General features: G+C 63.8%; 22 protein-coding genes and 1 other RNA gene. 11 read left to right on the forward strand and 12 right to left on the reverse strand.

All coding sequences use genetic code 11. From position 1 onward, the window contains the following. Window positions 1–44 precede the first annotated feature (44 nt). Window positions 45–1,235, forward strand: coding sequence for an acyltransferase (locus tag SPHV1_RS06915; RefSeq protein WP_054945302.1), 1,191 nt, complete (start codon window positions 45–47; stop codon window positions 1,233–1,235). On the opposite strand, the gene SPHV1_RS06920 is transcribed toward SPHV1_RS06915, so the two are convergent. Next, entirely contained in the window at window positions 1,232–2,026 is a 795-nt protein-coding gene (locus SPHV1_RS06920) for an alpha/beta fold hydrolase (protein WP_054945303.1), read from the reverse strand. The genes SPHV1_RS06915 and SPHV1_RS06920 overlap by 4 nt on opposite strands. A 26-nt stretch (window positions 2,027–2,052) precedes the next feature. Further along, entirely contained in the window at window positions 2,053–2,544 is a 492-nt protein-coding gene (locus tag SPHV1_RS06925) for a flavin reductase family protein (protein ID WP_054945304.1), read from the reverse strand. 390 nt (window positions 2,545–2,934) lie between these two features. On the opposite strand from SPHV1_RS06925, the gene SPHV1_RS06930 reads away from it, so the two are divergent. The 6 genes from SPHV1_RS06930 (at window position 2,935) to mmsB (ending at window position 8,854) form a co-directional block, all read left to right on the forward strand. Further along, window positions 2,935–4,359, forward strand: coding sequence for an aldehyde dehydrogenase family protein (locus SPHV1_RS06930; RefSeq protein WP_054945305.1), 1,425 nt, complete (start codon window positions 2,935–2,937; stop codon window positions 4,357–4,359). 71 nt (window positions 4,360–4,430) lie between these two features. Next, window positions 4,431–4,865, forward strand: coding sequence for a hypothetical protein (locus tag SPHV1_RS06935; protein WP_054945306.1), 435 nt, complete (start codon window positions 4,431–4,433; stop codon window positions 4,863–4,865). A gap of 48 nt (window positions 4,866–4,913) precedes the next feature. Next, window positions 4,914–6,056 (forward strand): acyl-CoA dehydrogenase family protein, encoded by a 1,143-nt coding sequence (locus SPHV1_RS06940; RefSeq protein ID WP_054945307.1) that lies wholly within the window; start codon window positions 4,914–4,916, stop codon window positions 6,054–6,056. After that, window positions 6,056–7,099 carry an enoyl-CoA hydratase/isomerase family protein gene (locus SPHV1_RS06945; protein WP_054945308.1) on the forward strand — a complete coding sequence of 348 codons (1,044 nt, stop codon included), beginning with the start codon at window positions 6,056–6,058 and terminating at the stop codon, window positions 7,097–7,099. The genes SPHV1_RS06940 and SPHV1_RS06945 overlap by 1 nt, the downstream gene beginning before the upstream one ends. Next, window positions 7,096–7,878 (forward strand): enoyl-CoA hydratase-related protein, encoded by a 783-nt coding sequence (locus tag SPHV1_RS06950; RefSeq protein WP_054945309.1) that lies wholly within the window; start codon window positions 7,096–7,098, stop codon window positions 7,876–7,878. The genes SPHV1_RS06945 and SPHV1_RS06950 overlap by 4 nt, the downstream gene beginning before the upstream one ends. 106 nt (window positions 7,879–7,984) lie before the next feature. After that, complete coding sequence (gene mmsB, locus SPHV1_RS06955; RefSeq protein ID WP_054945310.1) at window positions 7,985–8,854, forward strand: 3-hydroxyisobutyrate dehydrogenase; 870 nt, start codon at window positions 7,985–7,987, stop codon at window positions 8,852–8,854. A gap of 6 nt (window positions 8,855–8,860) precedes the next feature. Here mmsB and SPHV1_RS06960 read toward each other — a convergent pair whose 3' ends face one another. From SPHV1_RS06960 to SPHV1_RS06980, 5 genes are read right to left on the reverse strand one after another with little or no spacing between them, the layout of a single operon-like run. Then, the gene (locus SPHV1_RS06960; protein WP_054945311.1) at window positions 8,861–9,055 is read right to left on the reverse strand and encodes a hypothetical protein; all 195 of its coding nucleotides are present in this window, start codon (window positions 9,053–9,055) and stop codon (window positions 8,861–8,863) included. 5 nt (window positions 9,056–9,060) lie between these two features. Further along, window positions 9,061–9,597: an NUDIX hydrolase gene (locus tag SPHV1_RS06965; protein WP_054945312.1), complete on the reverse strand. Its 537-nt coding sequence runs from the start codon at window positions 9,595–9,597 to the stop codon at window positions 9,061–9,063. After that, window positions 9,594–10,277 (reverse strand): TPM domain-containing protein, encoded by a 684-nt coding sequence (locus SPHV1_RS06970; protein ID WP_054945313.1) that lies wholly within the window; start codon window positions 10,275–10,277, stop codon window positions 9,594–9,596. Before SPHV1_RS06970 ends, SPHV1_RS06965 begins: the two co-directional genes overlap by 4 nt. An 11-nt stretch (window positions 10,278–10,288) precedes the next feature. Continuing rightward, on the reverse strand, window positions 10,289–11,053 hold the full coding sequence (locus SPHV1_RS06975; protein ID WP_054945314.1) for a YgcG family protein: 765 nt from the start codon (window positions 11,051–11,053) through the stop codon (window positions 10,289–10,291). 49 nt (window positions 11,054–11,102) lie between these two features. Further along, window positions 11,103–11,723 (reverse strand): LemA family protein, encoded by a 621-nt coding sequence (locus SPHV1_RS06980; protein WP_054945315.1) that lies wholly within the window; start codon window positions 11,721–11,723, stop codon window positions 11,103–11,105. Between the two features lie 148 nt (window positions 11,724–11,871). Here SPHV1_RS06980 and mscL point away from each other — a divergent pair, with 148 nt between their 5' ends. Together mscL and ssrA are read left to right on the forward strand one after the other, a co-directional pair. Then, entirely contained in the window at window positions 11,872–12,315 is a 444-nt protein-coding gene (gene mscL / locus SPHV1_RS06985) for a large conductance mechanosensitive channel protein MscL (protein ID WP_054945323.1), read from the forward strand. Window positions 12,316–12,348: 33 nt separating this feature from the next. Beyond that, window positions 12,349–12,731: a transfer-messenger RNA gene (gene ssrA, locus SPHV1_RS24340) on the forward strand. Between the two features lie 51 nt (window positions 12,732–12,782). Here the strand turns inward: ssrA and SPHV1_RS06990 are convergent. Next, window positions 12,783–13,067 carry a hypothetical protein gene (locus SPHV1_RS06990; protein ID WP_054945316.1) on the reverse strand — a complete coding sequence of 95 codons (285 nt, stop codon included), beginning with the start codon at window positions 13,065–13,067 and terminating at the stop codon, window positions 12,783–12,785. A 280-nt stretch (window positions 13,068–13,347) separates the two neighbouring features. Between SPHV1_RS06990 and SPHV1_RS06995 the strand changes: the two genes are divergently transcribed. Both SPHV1_RS06995 and SPHV1_RS07000 read left to right on the forward strand, forming a co-directional pair. Continuing rightward, entirely contained in the window at window positions 13,348–15,462 is a 2,115-nt protein-coding gene (locus SPHV1_RS06995; protein ID WP_054945317.1) for a malate synthase G, read from the forward strand. 67 nt (window positions 15,463–15,529) lie between these two features. Further along, entirely contained in the window at window positions 15,530–16,012 is a 483-nt protein-coding gene (locus SPHV1_RS07000; protein ID WP_231634560.1) for a PilZ domain-containing protein, read from the forward strand. A gap of 32 nt (window positions 16,013–16,044) precedes the next feature. Here the strand turns inward: SPHV1_RS07000 and rsmA are convergent, their stop codons facing one another. The 4 genes from rsmA to SPHV1_RS07020 form a co-directional block, all read right to left on the reverse strand. Then, on the reverse strand, window positions 16,045–16,866 hold the full coding sequence (gene rsmA, locus SPHV1_RS07005) for a 16S rRNA (adenine(1518)-N(6)/adenine(1519)-N(6))-dimethyltransferase RsmA (protein WP_054945325.1): 822 nt from the start codon (window positions 16,864–16,866) through the stop codon (window positions 16,045–16,047). Next, entirely contained in the window at window positions 16,863–17,867 is a 1,005-nt protein-coding gene (gene pdxA / locus SPHV1_RS07010) for a 4-hydroxythreonine-4-phosphate dehydrogenase PdxA (protein ID WP_054945318.1), read from the reverse strand. The genes rsmA and pdxA overlap by 4 nt, the downstream gene beginning before the upstream one ends. Before the next feature lie 20 nt (window positions 17,868–17,887). After that, window positions 17,888–19,246: a peptidylprolyl isomerase gene (locus SPHV1_RS07015; RefSeq protein ID WP_054945319.1), complete on the reverse strand. Its 1,359-nt coding sequence runs from the start codon at window positions 19,244–19,246 to the stop codon at window positions 17,888–17,890. Window positions 19,247–19,486: 240 nt separating this feature from the next. Further along, window positions 19,487–21,336, reverse strand: a 1,850-nt coding sequence (locus SPHV1_RS07020) for an LPS-assembly protein LptD (protein ID WP_054945326.1), incomplete at its 5' end; no start/stop codon positions are given.

The following is a 21,336-nucleotide window of genomic DNA, read 5'->3' on the forward strand; positions in this document are numbered from 1 at the left end:
TCACGCGTAAGGGCGCACGGTTTCTGCCACTGCATCGGACCGTGATGAAGCCTGCCTCGACGCAACGCCACTATGGTATGGACTGGTTGCGCATCGGCGCTTTCGTCCTGCTCATTTTCTACCATGTCGGCTACAACTTCACACCCTGGGGCTATCAGACGCCCACGCGCGGCGTAGTCGGCTGGGCGGAAATCCCGCTGCTGGGCCTGAGTGCATGGCGGCTTTCGCTCCTGTTCGCCATCTCCGGCTATGCCAGCGCCGCCCTGCTCGGCAAGGACGGCAGCACAGGCGCCTTTTTCCGCGGCAGACTGGCGCGTTTGGGCATTCCGCTGATCTTCGGCCTGATCGTGGTCGTGCCGCCGCAGCCCTACATGGGGCTGGTCAATTCCGGCTATGAGCACGGCTATCTCTACTACCTGCTCCACGACGCGTTCACCTTCCGCACCGTTCGCTACGAGTATGTGCCGCGGGTGATGCACTTGTGGTTCGTGGTCTACCTGCTCGCCTATACCGTGCTGTTTTGCGGCTTCCGGGCGGTGCTGCCCGAAGGCCTGCGTGCAAGGATCCGTGCCGGTGCCGAGAAGGCGCTGTCAGGTCCCATGCTGCTGCCGCTGGGAATCGTCTTCGTATATCTGGTGCGTGAGTACCTGCCATTCGGATGGACCGACATTCACAGCATCCTCGTCGACCGGGCCGCGCACCTGCATTACCTTGCGATGTTCCTGTTCGGCGTCCTGCTGCGCCAGTCAGACCCGGTGCGCCAGGCGATCGCGCGGCAGTGGAAGGTCGCAGCGGTTCTCGCCACGGCCGGTTTCGTCTGGGCTGCTGGCAATGCCTATCTTCACCCCGGCAACATCCCGACGCCGCGCGAATGGCAGGCGCCACTGTACTTCGCCAAGGCCGTGCAGAGCTGGAGCACGATCATCGCCCTGTTCGGTATCGCCGACCGCTTCTGGAACCACGACGCGCGCTGGCGGGCGACTTTGGCCGAGGCCGTGTTCCCGGTCTACATCGCGCACCAGACGATCATGGTCTTCGTCAGCTACTGGCTGCGCGACAAGGGGCTGACTGCCTTGCCCGAATTCCTGTTGCTGTGCAGTTCGGTCGCGCTGGGGTCCTGGCTGTTCTACCTGATCGGCCGGGAAATCGGCCCGCTTCGTCCGCTCATCGGGCTCAAGCGGCAGAAGTCCGCCAAGCGCGTGCAGCCGGCCGAGCCGGCGCTCGCTTCGGTTTAGTCGGACAGGAAATCGACGATGTCCCGGGCGATCCGGCCCGGCATCTCGAAATTCAGCATGTGCCCGGCATCGGCATAGTCGATCCGGGTGACTTGCACGCCAAGGGCGGCAATAGCATCGCCGATGTGCCGGAAATCCACGGTGTCGAGCGTACCGGTCAGTAGCAGTGTCGGCACGGCCAGATGGCCCAGGCGATCGAGGTCGGGCAGGGCCTGGTGCTGGTTGTCCCCCACCCACTGCTGGCCGTGGAAGGCATCGATCGAAGCCTTGAGGGCATGTGCGGCAGGACTCGCCCGGGTGCTTTCGAACAGCGGGTGTTGCCACCACAGCTCTCGGGCGCTCGCCATGTCACCGGCACGCGCGGCGCGCCCGATCTGCTTCCAGCGTTCGATCCAGTCTTCCGACCATGACCAGCCCACCATCAGCGGGCTTACCAGGATCACGCGACGCACCCTGTTGGGGTGATCCAGCGCGAAGTTGAGGGCGGTGGCTCCGCCGAGCGACATTCCGCACAGGTCCACTTTCCGCAGGTCCAGAGCGTCGAGAAGGGCGAGGAGGTCTTGGCCATGGGAATAGGCGCGGCCCTGCGGCGCCTTCGAATCCCCGAACCCGCGCTGATCGTAGGCGATGATCGCAAGCTTGGGGGGCAAGGCGTCGATCAGGCCCTGCCAGTCGCGGTGCGATGCCCCGAAGCCGTGAATGAGGACGAGCGGCGCACCTTCACCATCGCGCCTGACGCCGGCCAGCGTGGCGCCGTCGTCGGTTTCGATGGAGAATGATTCGAAGGGCATGGCCGCGCCGTCCTTTTCCGGGTTTGTTACATCCTCTCGGCGAAACCGCCGTAGCGACCGCGATGGAACAGCATCGGGTCATCCTCGCGCACGGTTTCCATGCGCAGGATCTCGCCCATGACGAACCAGTGATCCCCGGCCTCGGTCACGGAATAGAGGCGGCATTCGATGGAAGCGATGGAATTGGCGATCACCGGCAGGTCATGATCCGAGATCGTGAATTCCACGCCGACGAACTTTTCGTCGCCCCTTGCGCTCGCCGACCGGCACACGTCCTGCTGATCGCTGCCCATGACGTTGACGCAGAAGCGTCCGGCCTTCTCGATTAGCGGCCAGGAGGTCGATTTCTTGTCCGGGAAGAAGCCGACCAGCGGCGGGTCGAGCGAGACCGAGGTGAATGATCCCACGACCATGCCGGCAGGCTTGTCTCCATCCATGGCCGTGACGACGCAAACCCCGGTAGGATAACTACCGAGGACCTTGCGAAAATCGGCCGGATCGATCGTTGTCTCACTCACTAAGCTTCATCCTTCCTCGCGGCTTCTTGCATGCGCCGCACAGTTAACGTCGACAGTTCATTCGCGCGAGGAACCGAAGGCCGCTCGCCTTCGCGTTCCTTGCGCGAAATATTCGATCTCGTCCTGCCTGTTCGAGACTGAAGGGACAAGAGGGGAAAGGCATCGCGATGCCGCTTTGGTCTTCTTTAAATGTTGCCCTTGACTGAAATCCGTAGCCTCCCCAAATTGAATCGCGCGATTAAAAAACTTGCCTTGGCTCCACCAAAAGTGCAGGGGACGAGCCAGTGGCACATGGCCTAACGGGGTCTTGCCGGACAGCCGGCGCACTGGGTGCGCACGCGGGAACGGTTTGTCGCAAGGCTCGTGTGGTAACACTAGGGAAGATGCAAAATGGCTACTGCTGAAATGATCGCCGAAACGCCTGTCGCGGCCGAAGTGGCGGAACTGATTGCGCGTTCGCGCGCGGCCCAGGCACAGATCGAGAACGCGACCCAGGAACAGGTCGACTACTGGATTCGGGGCATGGTCTATGCCGTGTGCAAGCCCGGCCTGGCGGAAGAGATCGCCCGGGAAACGGTCGATGAGACCCAGCTCGGCAACTACGAAGGCAAGTTCAAGAAGATCTTCGTCAAGACCCGCGCCACGCTGATGGACATCATCAACGACAAGTCGGTAGGCGTGATCGAGGAAGATGCCGAGCGCAACATCGTCAAGATCGCCAAGCCGGTCGGCGTGATCGGTGCGCTCTCGCCCTCGACCAACCCGGAAGCGACCCCGGTGATCAAGGCGATCAGCGCGGTCAAGGGCCGCAACTCGATCATCATCTGCCCGCACCCGCGCGCCAAGCTGATCAACGCGAAGATCTGCAACCTTATGCGCGATGCGCTGGTCAAGATGGGCGCGCCGGCAGACCTCGTGATCCCGATCGAGCAGCCCTCGGTCGAGAAGACCAACGAAGTGATGAAGCAGTGCGACCGCATTCTCGCCACCGGCGGTTCGGCGATGGTGACCGCGGCCTACAGCTCGGGCACCCCGGCGCTCGGCGTCGGCGTCGGCAATGCCGTCATCACCGTCGACGAGACGGCCGACCTCGACGATGCGGCCGAGAAGATCCTGATCTCCAAGACGCTCGACTACGCAGCTTCCTGCTCGTCGGACAACTCGGTGATCCTGCTCGATGCCATCTATGACAAGATGCTGGCCAAGCTGCAGGAGAAGGGCGGCCTCGTCCTCGACAACGAGCAGAAGGCCAAGCTGCAGAAGGCGATCTGGGAAGACGGCGAACACATCAACGCCAAGGTCGTTGCGCAGTCGCCGCAGTTCATCGCCAATTACGCGGGCTTCGAGATCCCCGAGGCGACCACGTTCTTCATCGTGCCCGAAACCGGCGCGGGCAAGGACCATCCCTTCTCGGGCGAGAAGATGACCGTGACGATGGCGCTTTACCGCGCCAGGGACATCGACGAGGCGATTGCGCTGACCAATGCCATCCAGGCCTACCAGGGTCAGGGCCACTCCTGCGGCATCTACTCGCAGTCCGACGAGAACATCATGAAGCTGGCCAAGGGCACCCGCACCAGCCGCGTCATGGTCAACCAGCCGCAGGCCGCTTCCAACTCGGGCAACCTGTGGAACGGCATGCGCCAGACCTTCTCGCTGGGCTGCGGCTCGTGGGGCGGCAACGGCACCAACAACAACGTGACCTGGCGCGATCTCATCAACGAGACCTGGGTCTCCAAGCCGCTCACGCAGACCAAGGTGATCCCGTCGGACGAGGAACTGTTCGGCAAGGATATCATCGAGGCGATCGGGTGACACTTTAGCGGCAACCGAACGGGATCGGGAGGCGTTCCCGGTCCTGTTCGAACCGTCAAAGGAGTAGACCGATGAACAAGACTTCCCTGATTGCCAGTGCGGCCCTTGCCATGGCGCTTGGCGCGTGTTCGAAGGAGCAGCCTGCGCCGGCTCCCAGCGAAACGGCGACGCAGGCGCCGGTTGTGGAAGCATTGGAAATCCCGGAATCGCTGCGCGGACGCTGGGGCCTCGTGCCTGCCGACTGCACCAGCACGGCAGGCGATGCCAAGGGCCTCATGACGGTCGGCGAAGACAAGCTCGAGTTCTATGAATCGGTGGCCCAACTCGGCCCGATCAAGGAAGTCGGCGACGACAGCATCAGCGCATCCTACCAATTCACCGGAGAAGGCCAGAGCTGGATCCGCGAAGTGGCCTTGTCGACCCCCGATGGCGGCAAGACCCTTGTGCGCGAGGATACCGGACCGGATGCCTCGCCCGAACCGCTTACCTACAGGAAATGCCCATGAGGGCAGCCCGGGTGATCCGGGCCCAGATGACGAGACCGAGGGGCTGACATGACTGACCAGTTTGGGTTGACTGAGGATCAGGTCGCGATCCAGGAAACCGCGCGCAAGTTCACCGCCGACATGATCACGCCGTTCGCGGCGGAGTGGGACGAAAAGCACCACTATCCTGTCGATGTGTGGAAGGCAGCCGGTGAGCTTGGCTTCGGCGGCATTTACGTGTCGGAAGAAGGCGGCGGGATCGGTCTCGGCCGCCTTGACGCGGCCCTGATCATGGAAGCCATGGCCTATGGCTGCCCGGCGACTTCGGCCTACATCTCTATCCACAACATGTGTGCATGGATGGTCGACAGCTTCGCCGACCAGCAGCTGAAGGACCGCTACCTGCCCGATCTGGTCGCGATGGAGAAGATCTCCTCCTACTGCCTGACCGAGCCCGGTTCGGGGTCCGACGCTGCGGCGTTGAAGACTTCGGCGCGCCTCGACGGCGATCACTATGTCCTCAACGGAACAAAGCAGTTCATCTCGGGCGGCGGCGTCAACGACGTCTATCTCGTCATGGCGCGCACGAGCGATCACAAGTCCCGCGGGATTTCGTGCTTCCTCGTCGAGAAGGACACGCCGGGCGTCAGCTTCGGCGCGCCGGAAAAGAAGCTGGGCTGGAACGCTTCGCCTACGGCCCAGGTGATCTTCGAGGATGCGCGCATCCCGGTCGAGAACCGCGTCGGCGCGGAAGGCGATGGCTTCAAGTTCGCAATGGCCGGGCTCGACGGCGGGCGCCTGAACATCGGCGCCTGTTCTCTGGGCGGGGCGCAGCGCTGCCTCGACGAGGCGATCCAGTACGTCCAGGAACGCAAGCAGTTCGACCAGTCGATCGCCGAGTTCCAGAACACCCAGTTCACGCTCGCCCAAATGGCCGCCGATCTCGAGGCCGCACGGGCGCTGCTCTATCTGGCAGCAGTGAAGGTCACGGCCAAGACCGCCGACAAGACCCGCTTTGCCGCCATGGCCAAGATGATCGCCAGCGATACCGGCTCTTCGGTCGTCGACCGCGCCTTGCAGCTGTTCGGCGGCTATGGCTATCTCAAGGACTATCCCATCGAGCGCTTCTGGCGCGATCTTCGCGTGCATCGCATCCTGGAAGGCACCAATGAAGTGATGCGCATGATTATCGGACGGGACCTGCTCAAGTGATGACGGACGAACTGATTATCCGGCACGATGGCGTCGCCGGTCACATATCCCTCAATCGCCCCAAGGCGATTCATGCCCTGACGCTCGACATGTGCCGAGGCATGTCCTCGGCGCTGGCCGACTGGGCGAGCGACGACAATATCGGCGCGATCATGATAGATCACAGCGAGGGCAGGGGCTTCTGCTCTGGCGGTGACATCAACCTGCTGCGCAAGTCGGCCCTCAACGATGGCGGCATTTCGGGGCGGCGCTTCTTCTACGAGGAATACCAGCTCAACAACCAGATCTTCAATTACGCCAAGCCGATCGTTGCCTTCATGGATGGCATCACGATGGGCGGTGGCGTCGGGATCTCGCAGCCCGCCCGCTTCCGCGTCGCGACCGAGAACACCCGCTTCGCCATGCCCGAGACCGGCATCGGCCTGTTCCCGGACGTCGGCGGCGGCTGGTTCCTGTCGCGGCTGGAAGGGCGCATCGGCCAGTTCCTCGCGGTTACCGGCGCGCGCCTGAAGGGAGAGGATTGCCTTTGGGCGGGCCTTGCCACGCACTATCTGCCCAGCGATGCGCTGGAGGAAGCCAAGCGCCGCATTGCTGCGGGGCACGAGATCGCAAACGTGCTCAGCGCCCTGTCGGTTTCTCCGCCGGCATCTCAGCTTGCTGCGGACGAAGCCTTCATCCGCAAGCACTTTGCTTTCGAAACGCTGGAAGAGATCCTGGCCTCGCTTGAAGGCGACGACAGCGAATGGGCGGCCAAGGAACTGGCGGCGCTCAGAACCAAGAGCCCGCAGGCCTGCAAGGTCTCGCTGCGCCAGTTGGCCGAATCGCTTAAGCTATCGACGTTCACCCAGAATATGGCGATGGAATACCGCATCGGCTCGCGGGTCCTGACCCTGCCCGACTTCGCCGAAGGCGTGCGCGCGGTGATCGTCGACAAGGACAATGAACCGAAATGGAACCCGGCAACGCCCGCCGGTGTCACCGATGCCATGCTGGACGCGATCTTCGCGCCGCTCCCCACCGAAGAGGAATGGAAGCCCCTATGAGCTACGAAACGATTCTGGTCGAACAGAAGGGTGCCGTCACCCTGATCACGCTGAACCGTCCGAAGGCGCTCAATGCGCTCAACTCGCAGGTCCTGTCGGAATTGATCGATGCCTTCGCAAGGTTTGAGGCCGATGCCTCGCAGCTCTGCGCGGTGATCACCGGGTCGGGCGACAAGGCTTTCGCCGCCGGCGCCGACATCAAGGAGATGTCCGACAAGCCGAGCGCCGAGTTCTATTCCGATGACTTCTTCGCCGGCTGGACCGGGCAGATCGTCAAGACGACCCGCAAGCCCTGGATCGCGGCGGTCAACGGCTTCGCACTGGGCGGCGGCTGCGAACTGGCGATGATGGCAGATTTCATCATCGCCTCGGAAAACGCCAAGTTCGGCCAGCCCGAGATCAAGCTCGGCGTCGCGCCCGGCATGGGCGGATCGCAGCGCCTTACCCGCGCCGTGGGCAAGTCCAAGGCCATGGACATGTGTCTGACCGGTCGCATGATGGATGCCGCCGAAGCGGAACGTTCGGGCCTCGTCAGCCAGGTGGTCCCCGCAGACCAGCTGCTGGATGTCGCCATGAAGTCGGCCCAGACCATCGCTTCGATGCCGCCGCTGGCCGCGATGATGAACAAGGAAATGGTCAACATCGCCTTCGAGACGACGCTCGACACCGGCCTCGTCATGGAACGCCGCATGTTCCAGGTCCTGACCGCGACCGAGGACAAGGCCGAAGGCATGGCCGCGTTCGTCGAGAAGCGTCCGGGCGTTTGGAAGGGCAGGTAATTCCGGCGGGCCGTTGGCAAAGAGGCGCGCGGACCAGCACTCTGGCTAGCTGTCCGCGCGACCTTCCGGCGCTAGATGCCGGGAAATGCAGTTTTGGGAGCATGACATGAAGATCGCATTCATCGGCCTTGGCAACATGGGCGGCGGCATGGCCGCGAACCTCGTCAAGGCGGGCCATGAAGTCCACGCCTTCGACTTGTCCGAAGACGCGCTGGCCAAGGCGGCCGAACATGGCTGCGCGACCTATTCGGCGGTGCCCGATGCCGTCGCCGGAGTGGATGCGGTCGTCACGATGCTGCCCAACGGCGCGATCGTGAAGGGCGTCTATACCAAGGATGTGATCGGCAAGGCGCCTGAAGGCGCTCTGTTCCTCGACTGTTCGACGATCGATCTTGCCACCGCGCGCGAAGTTGCCGGACTTTCCGAGGCAGCGGGCTACCAGATGGTCGATGCTCCGGTATCGGGCGGGATCGCGGCGGCCAACGGCGGTACGCTGACTTTCATGGTCGGCGGGAGCGATGCGGCTTTCGAGAAGGCCCGGACCGTGCTTGAGCCGATGGCCAAGGCGGTGATCCACGCCGGTGCGATCGGCAGCGGCCAGGTTGCCAAGATGTGCAACAACATGCTGCTCGCAATCCACATGATCGGCACTTGCGAAGCGCTGGCCCTGGCCGAGAAGGCCGGGCTCGATCCGCAGAAGTTCTACGAGATCAGCTCGAAGTCGACCGGCTACAACTGGTCGCTCAACGACTATACCCCGGCACCCGGAGTGGGAGCGACCAGCCCGGCCGACAACGGCTATCAGGGCGGCTTTGCTTCGGCCCTCATGCTCAAGGACCTGCGCCTTGCCATGGAAGGCGCGCAGACCGCGGGGGCTTCCGTTCCCATGGGCGAGCACGCCAAGGCGATTTACGAGGCTTTCGTGGAAGCCGGAAACGGCGGCAAGGACTTCGGCGCCATCTTCACGACGCTTTGACCTGACTTATTTCGCCTGCCGCCGTTCGATCTCGAATCGCGGCAGGCGCATGCCCTTGGTGCGGCTGGTCAGGTGGAATTGCCGGCACAGTTCGCAGCGATAGGGGCGCAGCGGGAAGGGCGCCTTCTCGGCCACGCGCAGCGCTTCCTCCTCGCTGGCATAGCGCGCCTTGCGCCGGCAGATGCCCGGGCGGGTGCGCACCGCGCTCAGCCGAGCAGGCGGGGGCCGAGCAGCGAGAGGATCTTCACGTCGATCGCATAGCCGTCCTTGCGATAGGCGGCGATGGCCTTCTCGATGCCCGACACGGGCACGCGGTGGACGACGATGTCCTCGCTGTCGACGCCGCCGCCTTCGCCGACCTTGACCAGATCGTGCGCGCGAAACAGCGTGAAGCTCTCGCTCACCATGCCGGGCGAGGAGTAGAACTCGCCGACCTTTTCCATGCGGCCGGCATGATAGCCGGTTTCTTCTTCCAGTTCGCGCGCCGCGGCGATGGAGGGATCTTCGCCTTCGTGGTCGTCATGATCGCCGACAAGTCCGGCGGGAAGTTCGATGCAGCGGCGGCTCAGCGGAACGCGGTACTGGTCCACGAGAATGACGTGATCGTCCTCATCGACGGCCAGGATCACGGCCGCATGGATGCCACGCGCGCGGCCGACATATTCCCAGCGGCCGCGGCGTTTGGTGGTGATGAAGCGCCCCTCCCACATGATCTCTTCGGGGGCATCGGCATCTGCAGTCATACTTCGATCAACCTGTCGGGGATTTCGTTTACGTCGTCGTCTGCGCGGGGGAAGTGCGGAGCCACGATCGCGCCGACCTTCTCTACCGCCGCGCACATGCCGTCGGCGATGCGGCCTTCGCGGACATGGGCGAGCATCGCGCTCATCGCCTCGCCCCAGACTTCGGGATCGACCTTGGTGGCGATCGCTTCGTCGGCGACGATCTCGGCGCGGTGTTCGCGCATGGAGAGATAGATCAGTACGCCGGTACGACCCATTGTGCGGCGTTCCGCGCCGATCCGGAAAGCGCGGATCGCGCGTTCATGCACCCGCGCGGTCTTCACCGGCGGGGGGATCAGCCAGAACTTGAGCGGCTGCCAGAACTGGATGAACAGAACCGCGGCGAACTTGAGCGTCGCAATCCCGGCCGCCAGCGTGAATAGCGCGCGCGGGCTCCATTGGTGGCCCCAGTCGGCGATGAGCCGGTCATAGAGGCCGATGTAGAAATCGGGCGCGATTGCCAGTGCGCAAAGCGCGAGCAGGGCCGCGAGCGCGGCCCATGCCAGTGCGATGTCGGTATAGCCGTCGGAGCGGTCGGCCAGGATCGTCACGATCTCGCCGGCGCTCTGCAGTTCGGCCTGCGTCACGGCGGCGCTGATCCGGACGTGGTCCTGCTCGGAAAGGTAGGTGGGTGAGGGCATCTCTATCTCCGCTACCAGCTTCCGCTCGAACCGCCGCCGCCGAAGCTGCCGCCACCGCCGGAGAAACCTCCTCCGCCGCCGAAGCCGCCACCGCCGCCGCCCCAGTGATCGTCGTTTCCGCCGAAGCCGCCCGGCAACCAGATGAACGGCCCCATGCCGCTGCGCCGACGCCGTCCGAAGCCGCGTGCCTCGTTCGCCATCGGCATGACGATGACTGCCGTTACGACGATGATGAACACGATGACGCCGAGTGGAGGCCCGCCGCTACTTTCGCGCTGCTGATCGGCCTGTGCGGCAATTTTCTGGGCTTCCTCCGGCGGAAGGGTAAGCTGGTTGATGATCGCGTCGGTACCCGCCTCGATACCGCCGGCCATGTCGCCAGCCTTGAACTTGGGCACGATCACCTTGTTGATGATCAGGAAGCTCATGCCATCGGTCAACACCGGTTCGAGGCCGTAGCCCACTTCGATGCGCAGCTTGCGTTCGTTGGGGGCGATGATGAGCAGGGCGCCGTTGTCGTCGCCCTTCTGGCCGATTCCCCACTTGCGGCCAAGCTGGTAGCCATAGTCGGCAATGTCGTAACCCTGCAGACTGGGAAGGGTTGCGACGACGAGCTGGCGCTGCGACTGCTTTTCCAGCGCGGCCAGCTTCTGCGTGAGGCGTGCCTCCTCTGCAGGGGGAATCACGTCGGCATCGTCGACGACGCGGCCGGTCAGCTTGGGAAACTCCTGCGCCTGGCTCGCCTGTGGGACGAGCACGGCGCAGAGGGCCAGCATAAGGGCGAGGGCGAGTGTCCGGGCGGTGAACCGCAAGCGTGTCACCGGATTACATCTTGCCTTCAAGGCTCGGGGCGACTTCGGCGCCCGGGGTTGCCGCCTGATAAGGCACCAGCGGATCCGCACCGCGCAGCTTGGCGCCGATCATCGTCGGGAAGGTGCGGACCTCGGTGTTATAGTCCTGCACGGCCGCATTGTAGTCGCGCACGGAAATGCGGATGCGGTTTTCCTGCCCCTCCAGCTGGCTCTGCAGCATCTGGTAGTTGGTGATGGACTTGAGATCCGGATAGGCCTCGAAGCTGGCGAGCAGGCGGCCCAGGTTCGCGCCGAGGTTGGCCTGTGCCTGCTGGAACTGCTGCATCTTGGCCGGATCGTTGAGGTCGTTCGCAGTGACCTGGATCGAAGTCGCCTTGGCGCGCGCTTCGACGACACCGGTGAGGATCGCCTTCTCCTGCTCGGCTGCGCCCTTGGCAACGGCGGCGAGGTTCGGGACGAGGTTCGCGCGTTCCTGGAACGCGGCCTGCACGTCGGCCCACTTGGCCTTCGCAGCCTCCTGCTTGGTCGGGACAGAGTTGAAGCCGCAGGCGGCCAGGCTCATCGCGGCAATCGTCACGAGCGCATGGCGGCCGATGCGCGAGAGCTTCCCGACCGGGGTGTTCGAAGCTGACATGGTGTTCCCTACTCCTCAACGACCGCAAAGGGGGGCGGTCATCACCGGAGGGAATGTAGCGGTGCACAGTGGCGGTTCAAGGACTTGACCGGCGTAATGACCGGTTGCGATGACAGGATCCTGCGAAAACCGCACCCGGGAGGTCTGGATGTTTCAGGAATTCAAGAAATTCATCGCCAAGGGCAATGTTATGGACCTGGCGGTCGGCGTCATTATCGGCGCAGCCTTCGGAGCGATCGTGAAATCGCTCACCGACGAAGTGATCATGCCGCTTGTCGGCGCGATCTTCGGCGGCGCGGATTTCTCCAACCACTTCATCCTGCTGAGCACGCCCGACGGCTATGCGGGCGCGATGGACGACTATGCAGCCCTCAAGGAAGCCGGTGCGGCGATGATCGGCTATGGTGCCTTCGTTACTGCCGTGATCAACTTCCTGATCCTCGCCTTCATCATCTTCCTCATGGTGCGCTATGTGAACCGCCTGATGGAAGCTCTTGAAAAGAAAGAAGAAGAGGCGGCGCCTGCGCCTGCCGGTCCGAGCGAGATCGAACTGCTCACCGAAATTCGCGACGAATTGAAGAAGCGCGGCTGAATGCTGGGGAACTTCGCGTTTCCCGCAGCTTGCTCACTTCACATTCACGTTTGATCGCCTATATGGGGCAGTGCCGGCTTCGGTCGGCTATGACGATAAATTGCGGCGTGCAATAGGCACAGCGGACCCGGGGGCGGTACCCGGCGGCTCCACCACCAGCCTCGCCAAGGCGGCGTTGATGACGGGGCCGAACTAGGATCGACGTGTGTTGAAAAGCGGTGTTTTCGTCCGGGCTGAGTAACCCGTTCAAGGCTCAAAACTCATAAGTGCCAACGACAACGAAGCACTTGCTCTCGCCGCGTAATTCTAGGGCCTAACGGCCTGAAGTTACAAAGCTAGAACGCGGTTGGACCCACCGGTCAACAGAAGCGGATTCCAGGGGTTCGGGGTGTACCTGGCAACAGAAACACCCCACTTCATTCGGATTGGATCAGGAATTTGGCCGGTGCCGGTTTCGTCCCGGGTCGTCAGGCCGCCTCGCGCCGGTCTTCGGGCAGGGGAGCCGTCTGGACCGTCTGCGCCGCTTCGCCATCGCGCTCGGCCTTTTCGTATTTCAGGCAGTCGAGGATCTTGGCGCCGGCCATGAACACCGAACCGGTGCAGGCGAGGAACAGGAGCTTGCCGCCGAATCCGGGAAACCGGGTGAGGTAGACGCTGCCGCGCTCGATCGCTCCCAGCGCAAGCGCATAGATGATCATATACGCTTCCCAGCGGGTTTTGATCACGAAGAGGCGGGCGATTTTCCTGAACATTTCGATCCTCTTTTTCTCGTTTACCTCTTAGCAACCTTTGTGCCAGTCCCCGGTTTCCGGTCCATGTGATGGTTACCGAATTCTGAAGTGTAAGTGATTCCGACGCGATCCCCAAGGCTTGAGGCCGACGGTGACGCAGGGCCCACACGATAGTCCCTGTTGCCAATCTCCGGCCCATGCGTCATAGGGCAAGGCATCCTTCCCCAGGACAGTCTTGGTAATCTACAATGATCGCACGGCGCGTTGGTTTCGTGCGTGCGGCCAGGAAGTGTGAGGAAAGATGACGCAAAGGGTTGAACGTTCGGGCCTCCAGGTCGACGCCGGATTGGCGGCTTTCGTCGAGGAGAAGGTCCTCGCACCCATCGGGCAGGATAGGGATTCGTTCTGGAGCGGCTTTGCCCAGCTCCTGTCACGCTTCGCGTCCCGCAACAGGGAGCTGCTCGAAAAACGCGACCACCTGCAGGCGCAGATCGACGCCTGGCACATGTCGCGTGGCGGCAAGCCGATCGAGCAGGGCGAGTATCAGGCGTTCCTGAAGGAAATCGGCTATCTCGTTCCCGAGCCGGAAGGCTTTTCAATAGGAACGCAGAACGTCGATCCCGAGATCGCCACGATGGCCGGGCCGCAGCTCGTCGTGCCCGTACTCAACGCGCGTTTCCTGCTCAACGCCGCCAATGCGCGCTGGGGCAGCCTCTATGACGCATTCTACGGGACCGATGCGCTCGACGCCGCGCCCGCGCAGGGCAAGGGCTACGATCCGGTTCGCGGCGCCGCCGTCATCGCCGAAGGACGCAGGTTCCTCGACATGGCATTGCCGCTGGCTTCGGGAAGCTGGTCCGACGTCGAGAACCTGGACGTCACCCTGGCCGATCCCGACCGGTACGTCGGCGAAACGCTCAAGGGCCGCCTGTTCAGGTCGAACGGCCTGCATATCGAGGTCGTCGTCGATCCCTCGAGCCAGGTCGGCGCGACCGACAAGGCCGGTATTTCAGACATCGTCCTCGAAGCGGCGCTGACGACCATCGTCGACCTCGAGGATTCGGTCGCGGCCGTCGATGCCGAGGACAAGGTCCTCGCCTATTCGAACTGGCTGGGCGTGATCCGCGGCGACCTGACCGACACTTTCGAAAAGGGCGGCCAAACCCTGACGCGCGAGCTGGCGGCCAACAAGGTCGTCACCGTTCCGACCGGCGAGGCGCAGGAACTGTCGGGTCGCAGCCTGTTGTTCGTGCGTAATGTCGGCCATCTCATGACCAATCCGGCGATCCTCCTGTCCGATGGCAGCGAGATCCCCGAGGGCATCATGGACGCGGTGATCACCAGCGCGATCTCGGCGCAGGACGTCAAGGGCATGACCCGCTACGGCAACAGCCGCAAGGGCAGCATCTATATCGTCAAGCCGAAGATGCACGGCCCTGAAGAGTGCAACTTTACCAATGACTTGTTCGATGCAGTTGAGGATTTTCTGCAGCTGCCGCGCAACACGGTCAAAGTCGGCGTCATGGACGAGGAGCGCCGCACTTCGGCCAACCTCGCCGCCTGCATCCATGCGGTGAAGGACCGTATCGTCTTCATCAACACCGGCTTCCTCGACCGTACCGGTGATGAGATCCACACCTCGATGCGGGCCGGTCCGATGATCCGCAAGAGCGCCATCAAGGGCTCGACCTGGATCGCCGCCTACGAGAAGCGCAATGTCGCCATCGGTCTCAGGCACGGCCTTTCGGGTATCGCCCAGATCGGCAAGGGCATGTGGGCTGCGCCCGACATGATGCGCGACATGATGGAGCAGAAGGTCGGCCACCCCAGGACCGGCGCCAACACTGCCTGGGTTCCGTCGCCCACGGCCGCGACGCTCCACGCCATGCATTACCACGAGGTCGACGTGTTCGGCCTGCGCGAAGGCATGGCCGGCGAGGAGATCCCGGACCTCGACCAGCTGTTGCAGGTTCCGCTGGCCGACGGCGCCAACTGGTCCGAGGACGAAGTGCGCGAGGAACTGGAGAACAATGCGCAGGGCCTGCTCGGCTACGTCGTGCGTTGGATCGACCAGGGCGTCGGCTGCTCCAAGGTTCCGGATATCAACGACGTCGGCCTGATGGAAGACCGGGCGACCTTGCGCATTTCCAGCCAGCACATGGCCAACTGGCTGTTGCACGGCGTGTGCACCGAAGCGCAGGTCATGGACGCGATGAAGCGGATGGCCGAGAAGGTCGATGCCCAGAATGCCGGCGATCCGCTCTATGAGCCGATGGCAGGCAACTGGAACACCAGCCTTGCCTTCAAGGCCGCCTGTGACCTTGTCTTCAAGGGTGTCGAGCAGCCCAACGGCTATACCGAGCCGCTGCTGCACGCCTGGCGCCTGAAGAAGAAGTCAGCTCTGGTGACTGCCTAGGTTGCCTTAGTAAAATCCTAAACGAATCCCCCCATCCTGCATGATGGTGCAAGATGGGGGGAGGATCATGTTCTTCCGCAAAGAACGAATGGAACGGCGCGAGCCCGCGGCATTGATGGTGCGCGTCCGCGTCAACGACCGCGATTGCGATGCGATGGTCGGCAATGCGTCGTCGCGCGGGCTCATGGCAATGATGGTCGATCCGCCAGCCAAGGGGGGCCGGGTCAAGGTCGAGATCGGCGAGCATTCGCTGCCCGGCCGTGTACGCTGGTCGCATGGCGATCGCTGCGGTATCGCTCTCAAGGACGAGATCAGGGTGCCGGACTTCGTGAAAGGTTTAGCGGTGCCCGTATCGCGCATGACGGAGCGGGAAGTCAGGGGCATTTCTGCAGGTTCGGGCTGGAGGTCGTTCGTCAGGTCGCGCGCAGTGCAACTGGTTGTGCTTGCCGCGCTGCTGGGCGGCAGCACTCTCGTGATCGCGCGGATGGGAAGCGGTGAGGCGTTGGAAGAGACCACCGACCTGGCGCTATCCACGCACGACTGGGACTAGGCGCGTGCCGCCAGCAACCGGCGCCTGGCGAGCTAAGGCGTCAGTTCGCGCGCAATGGCCACGAACTCGGCCACGCTGAGCGTCTCTGCACGGCGCTGCGGATCGATCCCCAGCTTGTCGAGCGCCGCCAGCGCATCGGGCACGCCCTTGAGGCTCTGACGCAGCATCTTGCGGCGCTGGCCGAAGGCGGCTTCGGTCACGCGTTCCAGCACCCGCATCGAAACGCCTTCGGTAGCCGTGCCCGGCGTCACGTGGACGATGGCCGACATGACCTTGGGTGGCGGAGTGAAGGCGCTGCGATGCACCTTCATCGACAGCTTCGCCCTGGAACGCCACTGCGCCAGTACGGCGAGGCGGCCGTAGGCGGAAGTGTTCGCTTCGGCGACGATGCGGCGGGCGACTTCTTCCTGGAACATCAGGGTCAGGGACTGCCACTGCGGTGGCCACGCTTCGCTGGAGAGCCAGCCGGTGAACAGCGCGGTGCCGACGTTGTAGGGCAGGTTTGCGACGATGTGATAGGGGCCATCGAACAGGCTGGCCGGGGCGATCTTCATCGCGTCGCCTTCGATCACCTTGAGCTTGCCCGGAAACGCCTGCTCGACTTCGGCCAGTGCCGGAAGGCAGCGACGGTCCATTTCGATCGCGGTGACTTGCGCGCCGGCCCGCAGCAGGGCGCGGGTCAGGCCGCCCGGTCCGGGCCCGACTTCAAGGACATTGTGCCCTTCCAGCGATCCGGGAATGGCGGCGATGCGGTCGAGCAACTGCTCGTCGAACAGGAAATTCTGGCCCAGTGCCTTGGAGGCGGAGAGGCCGTGCCTGGCGATGACTTCGCGCAAGGGGGGCAGGGTGGTCATGCCGCCCGCCTGGCTGCGCATTCGCCGGCCATGCGGATGGCCGCGATCATCGCGCCCGGGCTGGCCGTGTTCTTCCCGGCAATGGCGAAGGCCGTCCCGTGATCGGGCGAAGTGCGGATGATCGGCAGGCCCAGCGTGACGTTGACGCCCTGATCGAAGTCGAGTGTCTTGATCGGGATCAGCGCCTGATCGTGGTACATGCACAGGGCGACGTCATAACCGTTGCGTTCGTGGGCGGCGAAGAGGGCGTCTGCGGGGTGGGGACCGGTTACGGCGAGCCCCTCTGCCCTTAGTGCCTCGATGGCGGGACGGATGATCCGCTGTTCTTCATCGCCCATGCGCCCGTCTTCCCCGGCGTGGGGGTTGAGCCCGGTGATCGCCAGGCGCGGATGGGCGAGACCGAAATCGCGGGCCAGCGAACGGGCGACGATCCGCGAGCGTTGGACGATGAGGTCATGCGTCAGCAGGCGAGGCACCTGCGAAAGGGCGGTATGGACCGTGAGCGGCACCGTGCGCAGCGATGGACCGGCAAGCATCATCACCGCGTCCTCATGCGGCAGGCCGCAGGCATCGGCGAGAAATTCGGTCTGCCCGGGCTGGGTGAAGCCGACTACGGCCAGCTTCGATTTGGCAATCGGCCCGGTCACGACGCCGCCGGCCTCGCCCGAACTGGCGAGTGCAGCCGCAGTCGCCAGCGAATGGAGTGCGAGCGCTGCGCCTGCGATGTCAGGCGATCCGAAAGTCGGATTGCAGTCCTCATCGCCCAGAACCGGCAGGCCGACGGCGAAAGCCGCATGGGCCTGTGACGGTTCGGTGATGCGGGACACGGGCAGGTCGAGCCCGCGCGTGCGGGCGGCGGCCGTCAAAACGTCGGCACCGTCCACGACGAAGAACGGGGCGAGGCCCGCCGTTTCGCGTTTGGTCCATGCTTCGGCGATCAGCTCCGGGCCGATGCCGGCAGGGTCGCCCAGCGATATCGCGAGCGGGGCCGCAAGGGCCATGTCAGCCGCTCCTTCGCAGGTCAGTTGTACTCGATGATTGCGTCACGCCGAAGGTCGCGCAGGTACATCTGGGCGCGCTTGTTGATGCGCTCGTCTTCCATCTGCGACATGAGCTGGTCAAAGCTGGGACCGCTGTCGACCTGCGGGTCGTCACGACCGCAGAGCATGAGGATGCGCACGCCGTCTTCGACCGAGCCGAACGGTGGAAGCGTCTCGCCGGGCGATAGCTGGAGAATGGCGTTCTGGATCGGACCGGGCAGGTCGCGGGCACGCACCTGGTCGTTGGCGACGACCTGGGCGCCGATCCCGGCTGCGACCTTCTCCACGTCACCGCAGCCCTTGGCCGCGCTGATTGCCTTGGCGAAGGCCTCGGCCTTCGCACCGGCCTGCGCTTCGCTGATGCCCTTGGGGAAGTCCATCGAGATCTGCTTGAGTGCGAGAACCGCATCGCGCGGGTCCGCGGTCAGCACCTGGCGCTTGTCGATCAGGTAGATGATCGAGAAACCACCGGGAACCTCGATCGGGCCCACGAGCTGGCCGGTCTGCATTTCACGCGCAGCTGCGGCGAGCTCGCCGGGGAGCTGGGCAAGGCGAATCCAGCCCAGGTCGCCGCCGACCGCTGCGGTCGATGCCTGCGAGTACTGGCGGGCATATGCGACGAAGCTGCCGCCTTCACGCAGCTGCTGCACGATCTGCATCGCGTTCTGGCCGACCTGGTCGCGCGATTCGGGCGTCGCGGCGAGGTAGATTTCGCCGAGGCGGTACTCTTCGGTGCCCTTCGAGGCCTTCAGGCGATCGAGCACTTCGTTCACTTCATCTTCGGAGATGTTGATGAACGGCGCGACGTTGCGCTGGAGCAGGCGCTGCCAGGACAGCTCGCCGCGGATCTGGCGCTTGAGCGAATCCGGCGAAGAGCCGATCCGCTTGAGGTAGGCGTCCATCGCGTCGGTATTCTGGTTGAAGTTCTGCGCGGCGACGCGCGCGTAGGACTGGTCGATCTCGGCTTGCGCGATGTCGATGTCCGAAGCTTTGGCTTCCTGGATCTGCAGGGTTTCGTCGATCAGGTTGCGCAGGACCTGCAAGCGCAGGCGCTTCTTTTCTTCGTCGCTCACCTTGCCCTGATTGGCGGCGAGCACGAGCGCGAGGCGCTGGTCGACGTCGGTTCCGGTGATGACCGAGCCGTTCACCACTGCGGTTGCGCGGCGCATGTTGGGATTGTCGTTGCCGAACATCTTCACGTCATCGGGAATGACGATCTGGCCCTGCGGTGCCGACTGCGCATTGGCTGCAGAGGCGGCGAGACTTCCCGAGATGACGATGGCAGCGCCAATCGAATGGAGCGCCTGCTTGATGAACTTGCTGCGATTGATTGCTTGCACCGTAATCTCAATCCCGTTTTCGACCGGACCTAACCGGATGTGTTCCGGGGGCAGGGACAGGTGTCGCACGTGCCCGCCGCACCAGAATTTGCTCCTGCCGTGCTGCGGCTTAACCGAATATGAGCCAACCCGATAGCGGCTTTGATCGGGCCTGCCAACGCCTCTACACCCGCAATTCAGAGGAATTCCCCGTAGTTCCGTTCAGGGACGTCTTCCGGGACGGGAAAGGGCAGGCCAGCTTCATCGCAATCCGATGTTCTTGAGGCTGAAGCGAAGCTGGAAGGAGTTGCCTTTCCGGGCATCGCCGGTGGCCTCGTAGTCGCGGCGCCAGGTGAAGGCGATCTGCATGCAGTCGTCCTCGTATGCGGCGCCAAGTCGGGTGCGCAGGGGCTGGAAGCCGTTCGAGCCGTAGATCGGGTCTTCCGAGCGATCGGTCAGGTTGACGACCGCGGAGCCGAACACGGACCAGTAGTTGGCAAAGGCGATGCGCCCCGCTGCGCGCACTTCCTCTCGATCCTGAAGGTCTTCGATCTGGCTGGAAATGTCGCGGTTGAGCTTGGTGTAGCCCAGCTCGAGATAGGTCGCGTTGTTGCCGACCACGGCGTCGAACTCGTTGCGGCGAACCGCGAGGCTGTCCTTGTCGACGCGGAAGCGGTGGATCACCTTGAGGAAGTTGCGATAGCGCACTTCGGTGCGGCCGACGATGTCCGAGGTCTTGTTGGTAAGGCCCGTGCCATCGGGCAGCAGGGTCGGCTTGTTGCTCAGGCGGATCGACTGGCCGACGGTCGAACTGATGCGCCAGCGCGGCATTTCGAACTGCCAGTCGAGACCATAGGTGAAGCGCACGCTGTCCTCGATCCGGTCGTAGCCGGGGAAACGGTTGAGCGAGAACAGGTTGCTGTCCTCAAGCTCGATCGCGCGCGCATCTTCATTCGGGATCGAGAGGTTCCTGACCTTCGGCGTGGCGACGAGCTGGACGCGCGGGGTCAGCACCTGCGTTCCGCCGAAGACCTTGCCGACCAGCGGCCATTTCACGTCGAGCGCGGCGGTCGCGATGCCGCGTGTCTGCCAGCCCGGCTCACCGCGGTAGATCACGGTGCTCGTCTTGTCGTTCTCGTCCGAGTGGTAGACATCGCCGCGCGCAAGACCCGTCAGCGTGACTTCCTGACCCATCGAGGTCAGCTTGCGCAGCGACCATTGGGCACTGGCGAAGGCGCGCTGGGTGTCCTGGCCGTTGCTGCGGCTGATGCCGAGGGTATTGATCTGGGTCTCGAACTTGCCGCCCAGGACGGGATCGTCGAAGCGTCGCCGATAATCGAGTACCGGGAAGGCTACCGGGATCTGCCCCTGGTCGCGGCTCGACTGCATGGTCTGCGTCGCATAGCCGGCGAAGGAGAGATAGCTGTCCTGGTCGATCCGTTCGACATTGACGATGGAGCGCAGGCGGTCGTCGCGGCTGATGTCGTAGCGGCGCAGGAAAGTGCGGTCGCTGGCGCGCCGGATGGATGCCGTCACGCTCCAGTTATCGTCGATCTGGAACTTGCCGTTGGCGAAGATGTAGCCGCGAAAGGCGCTTTCGCTTTCAGTGCCCACGGTCGTGCCGATGATCGGGATGCGGTTGCTCGACGTGGCATAGCCGGTGATCTGGTAAGCACCGCTTTCGGTGAGCGCGCGGTATTGGATCGAGGCCATCGGTGCGGCCTTGGTATAGGCATAGGCCGTCGCCGTGAGGTCTCGGTTCTCAGAGATCTTCCAGTAGTACGATTCGCTGATCTCGACGCCGTTCGAGGGCGAGAGGCGGAAATCGGGGACGAGGAATCCGGACACGGCCTGCCCGTTGGTGCTGACGGTCAGGCCCAGGAGGGGCAGCTGGACCGCGCCGAACAGTTCGAGCCGCGCATCGTTGAAGCGGATGCGCTGGCGATCCTCGGAGTAGATCACCTGCTTGGCGACGATGCGCCAGCTGGGCTTCCTGGGGCATCCATGGCTGTCGACGACGTCGCAGCCGGTATAGGCGGCCTTGTTGAGGATCACGTCGCCATTGGGCAGCCGTTCGCCATCGGCGGCGGGGGGGCCGGCCCCCCCCCCCC

Source organism: Novosphingobium sp. KN65.2, from assembly GCF_001368935.1.
Classification (GTDB): Bacteria; Pseudomonadota; Alphaproteobacteria; order Sphingomonadales; family Sphingomonadaceae; genus Novosphingobium; species Novosphingobium mathurense.

Excerpts from the sequence above, each read along its gene's own strand:
- SPHV1_RS06915 (WP_054945302.1), top strand. The coding sequence starts at position 45 with ATGAAGCCTGCCTCGACGCAACGCCACTATGGTATGGACTGGTTGCGC.
- SPHV1_RS06920 (WP_054945303.1), bottom strand. The coding sequence starts at position 2,026 with ATGCCCTTCGAATCATTCTCCATCGAAACCGACGACGGCGCCACGCTG.
- SPHV1_RS06930 (WP_054945305.1), top strand. The coding sequence starts at position 2,935 with ATGGCTACTGCTGAAATGATCGCCGAAACGCCTGTCGCGGCCGAAGTG.
- SPHV1_RS06935 (WP_054945306.1), top strand. The coding sequence starts at position 4,431 with ATGAACAAGACTTCCCTGATTGCCAGTGCGGCCCTTGCCATGGCGCTT.
- SPHV1_RS06940 (WP_054945307.1), top strand. The coding sequence starts at position 4,914 with ATGACTGACCAGTTTGGGTTGACTGAGGATCAGGTCGCGATCCAGGAA.
- SPHV1_RS06945 (WP_054945308.1), top strand. The coding sequence starts at position 6,056 with ATGACGGACGAACTGATTATCCGGCACGATGGCGTCGCCGGTCACATA.
- SPHV1_RS06950 (WP_054945309.1), top strand. The coding sequence starts at position 7,096 with ATGAGCTACGAAACGATTCTGGTCGAACAGAAGGGTGCCGTCACCCTG.
- mmsB (WP_054945310.1), top strand. The coding sequence starts at position 7,985 with ATGAAGATCGCATTCATCGGCCTTGGCAACATGGGCGGCGGCATGGCC.
- SPHV1_RS06965 (WP_054945312.1), bottom strand. The coding sequence starts at position 9,597 with ATGACTGCAGATGCCGATGCCCCCGAAGAGATCATGTGGGAGGGGCGC.
- SPHV1_RS06970 (WP_054945313.1), bottom strand. The coding sequence starts at position 10,277 with ATGCCCTCACCCACCTACCTTTCCGAGCAGGACCACGTCCGGATCAGC.
- SPHV1_RS06975 (WP_054945314.1), bottom strand. The coding sequence starts at position 11,053 with ATGCTGGCCCTCTGCGCCGTGCTCGTCCCACAGGCGAGCCAGGCGCAG.
- SPHV1_RS06980 (WP_054945315.1), bottom strand. The coding sequence starts at position 11,723 with ATGTCAGCTTCGAACACCCCGGTCGGGAAGCTCTCGCGCATCGGCCGC.
- mscL (WP_054945323.1), top strand. The coding sequence starts at position 11,872 with ATGTTTCAGGAATTCAAGAAATTCATCGCCAAGGGCAATGTTATGGAC.
- SPHV1_RS06990 (WP_054945316.1), bottom strand. The coding sequence starts at position 13,067 with ATGTTCAGGAAAATCGCCCGCCTCTTCGTGATCAAAACCCGCTGGGAA.
- SPHV1_RS06995 (WP_054945317.1), top strand. The coding sequence starts at position 13,348 with ATGACGCAAAGGGTTGAACGTTCGGGCCTCCAGGTCGACGCCGGATTG.
- SPHV1_RS07000 (WP_231634560.1), top strand. The coding sequence starts at position 15,530 with ATGTTCTTCCGCAAAGAACGAATGGAACGGCGCGAGCCCGCGGCATTG.
- rsmA (WP_054945325.1), bottom strand. The coding sequence starts at position 16,866 with ATGACCACCCTGCCCCCCTTGCGCGAAGTCATCGCCAGGCACGGCCTC.
- pdxA (WP_054945318.1), bottom strand. The coding sequence starts at position 17,867 with ATGGCCCTTGCGGCCCCGCTCGCGATATCGCTGGGCGACCCTGCCGGC.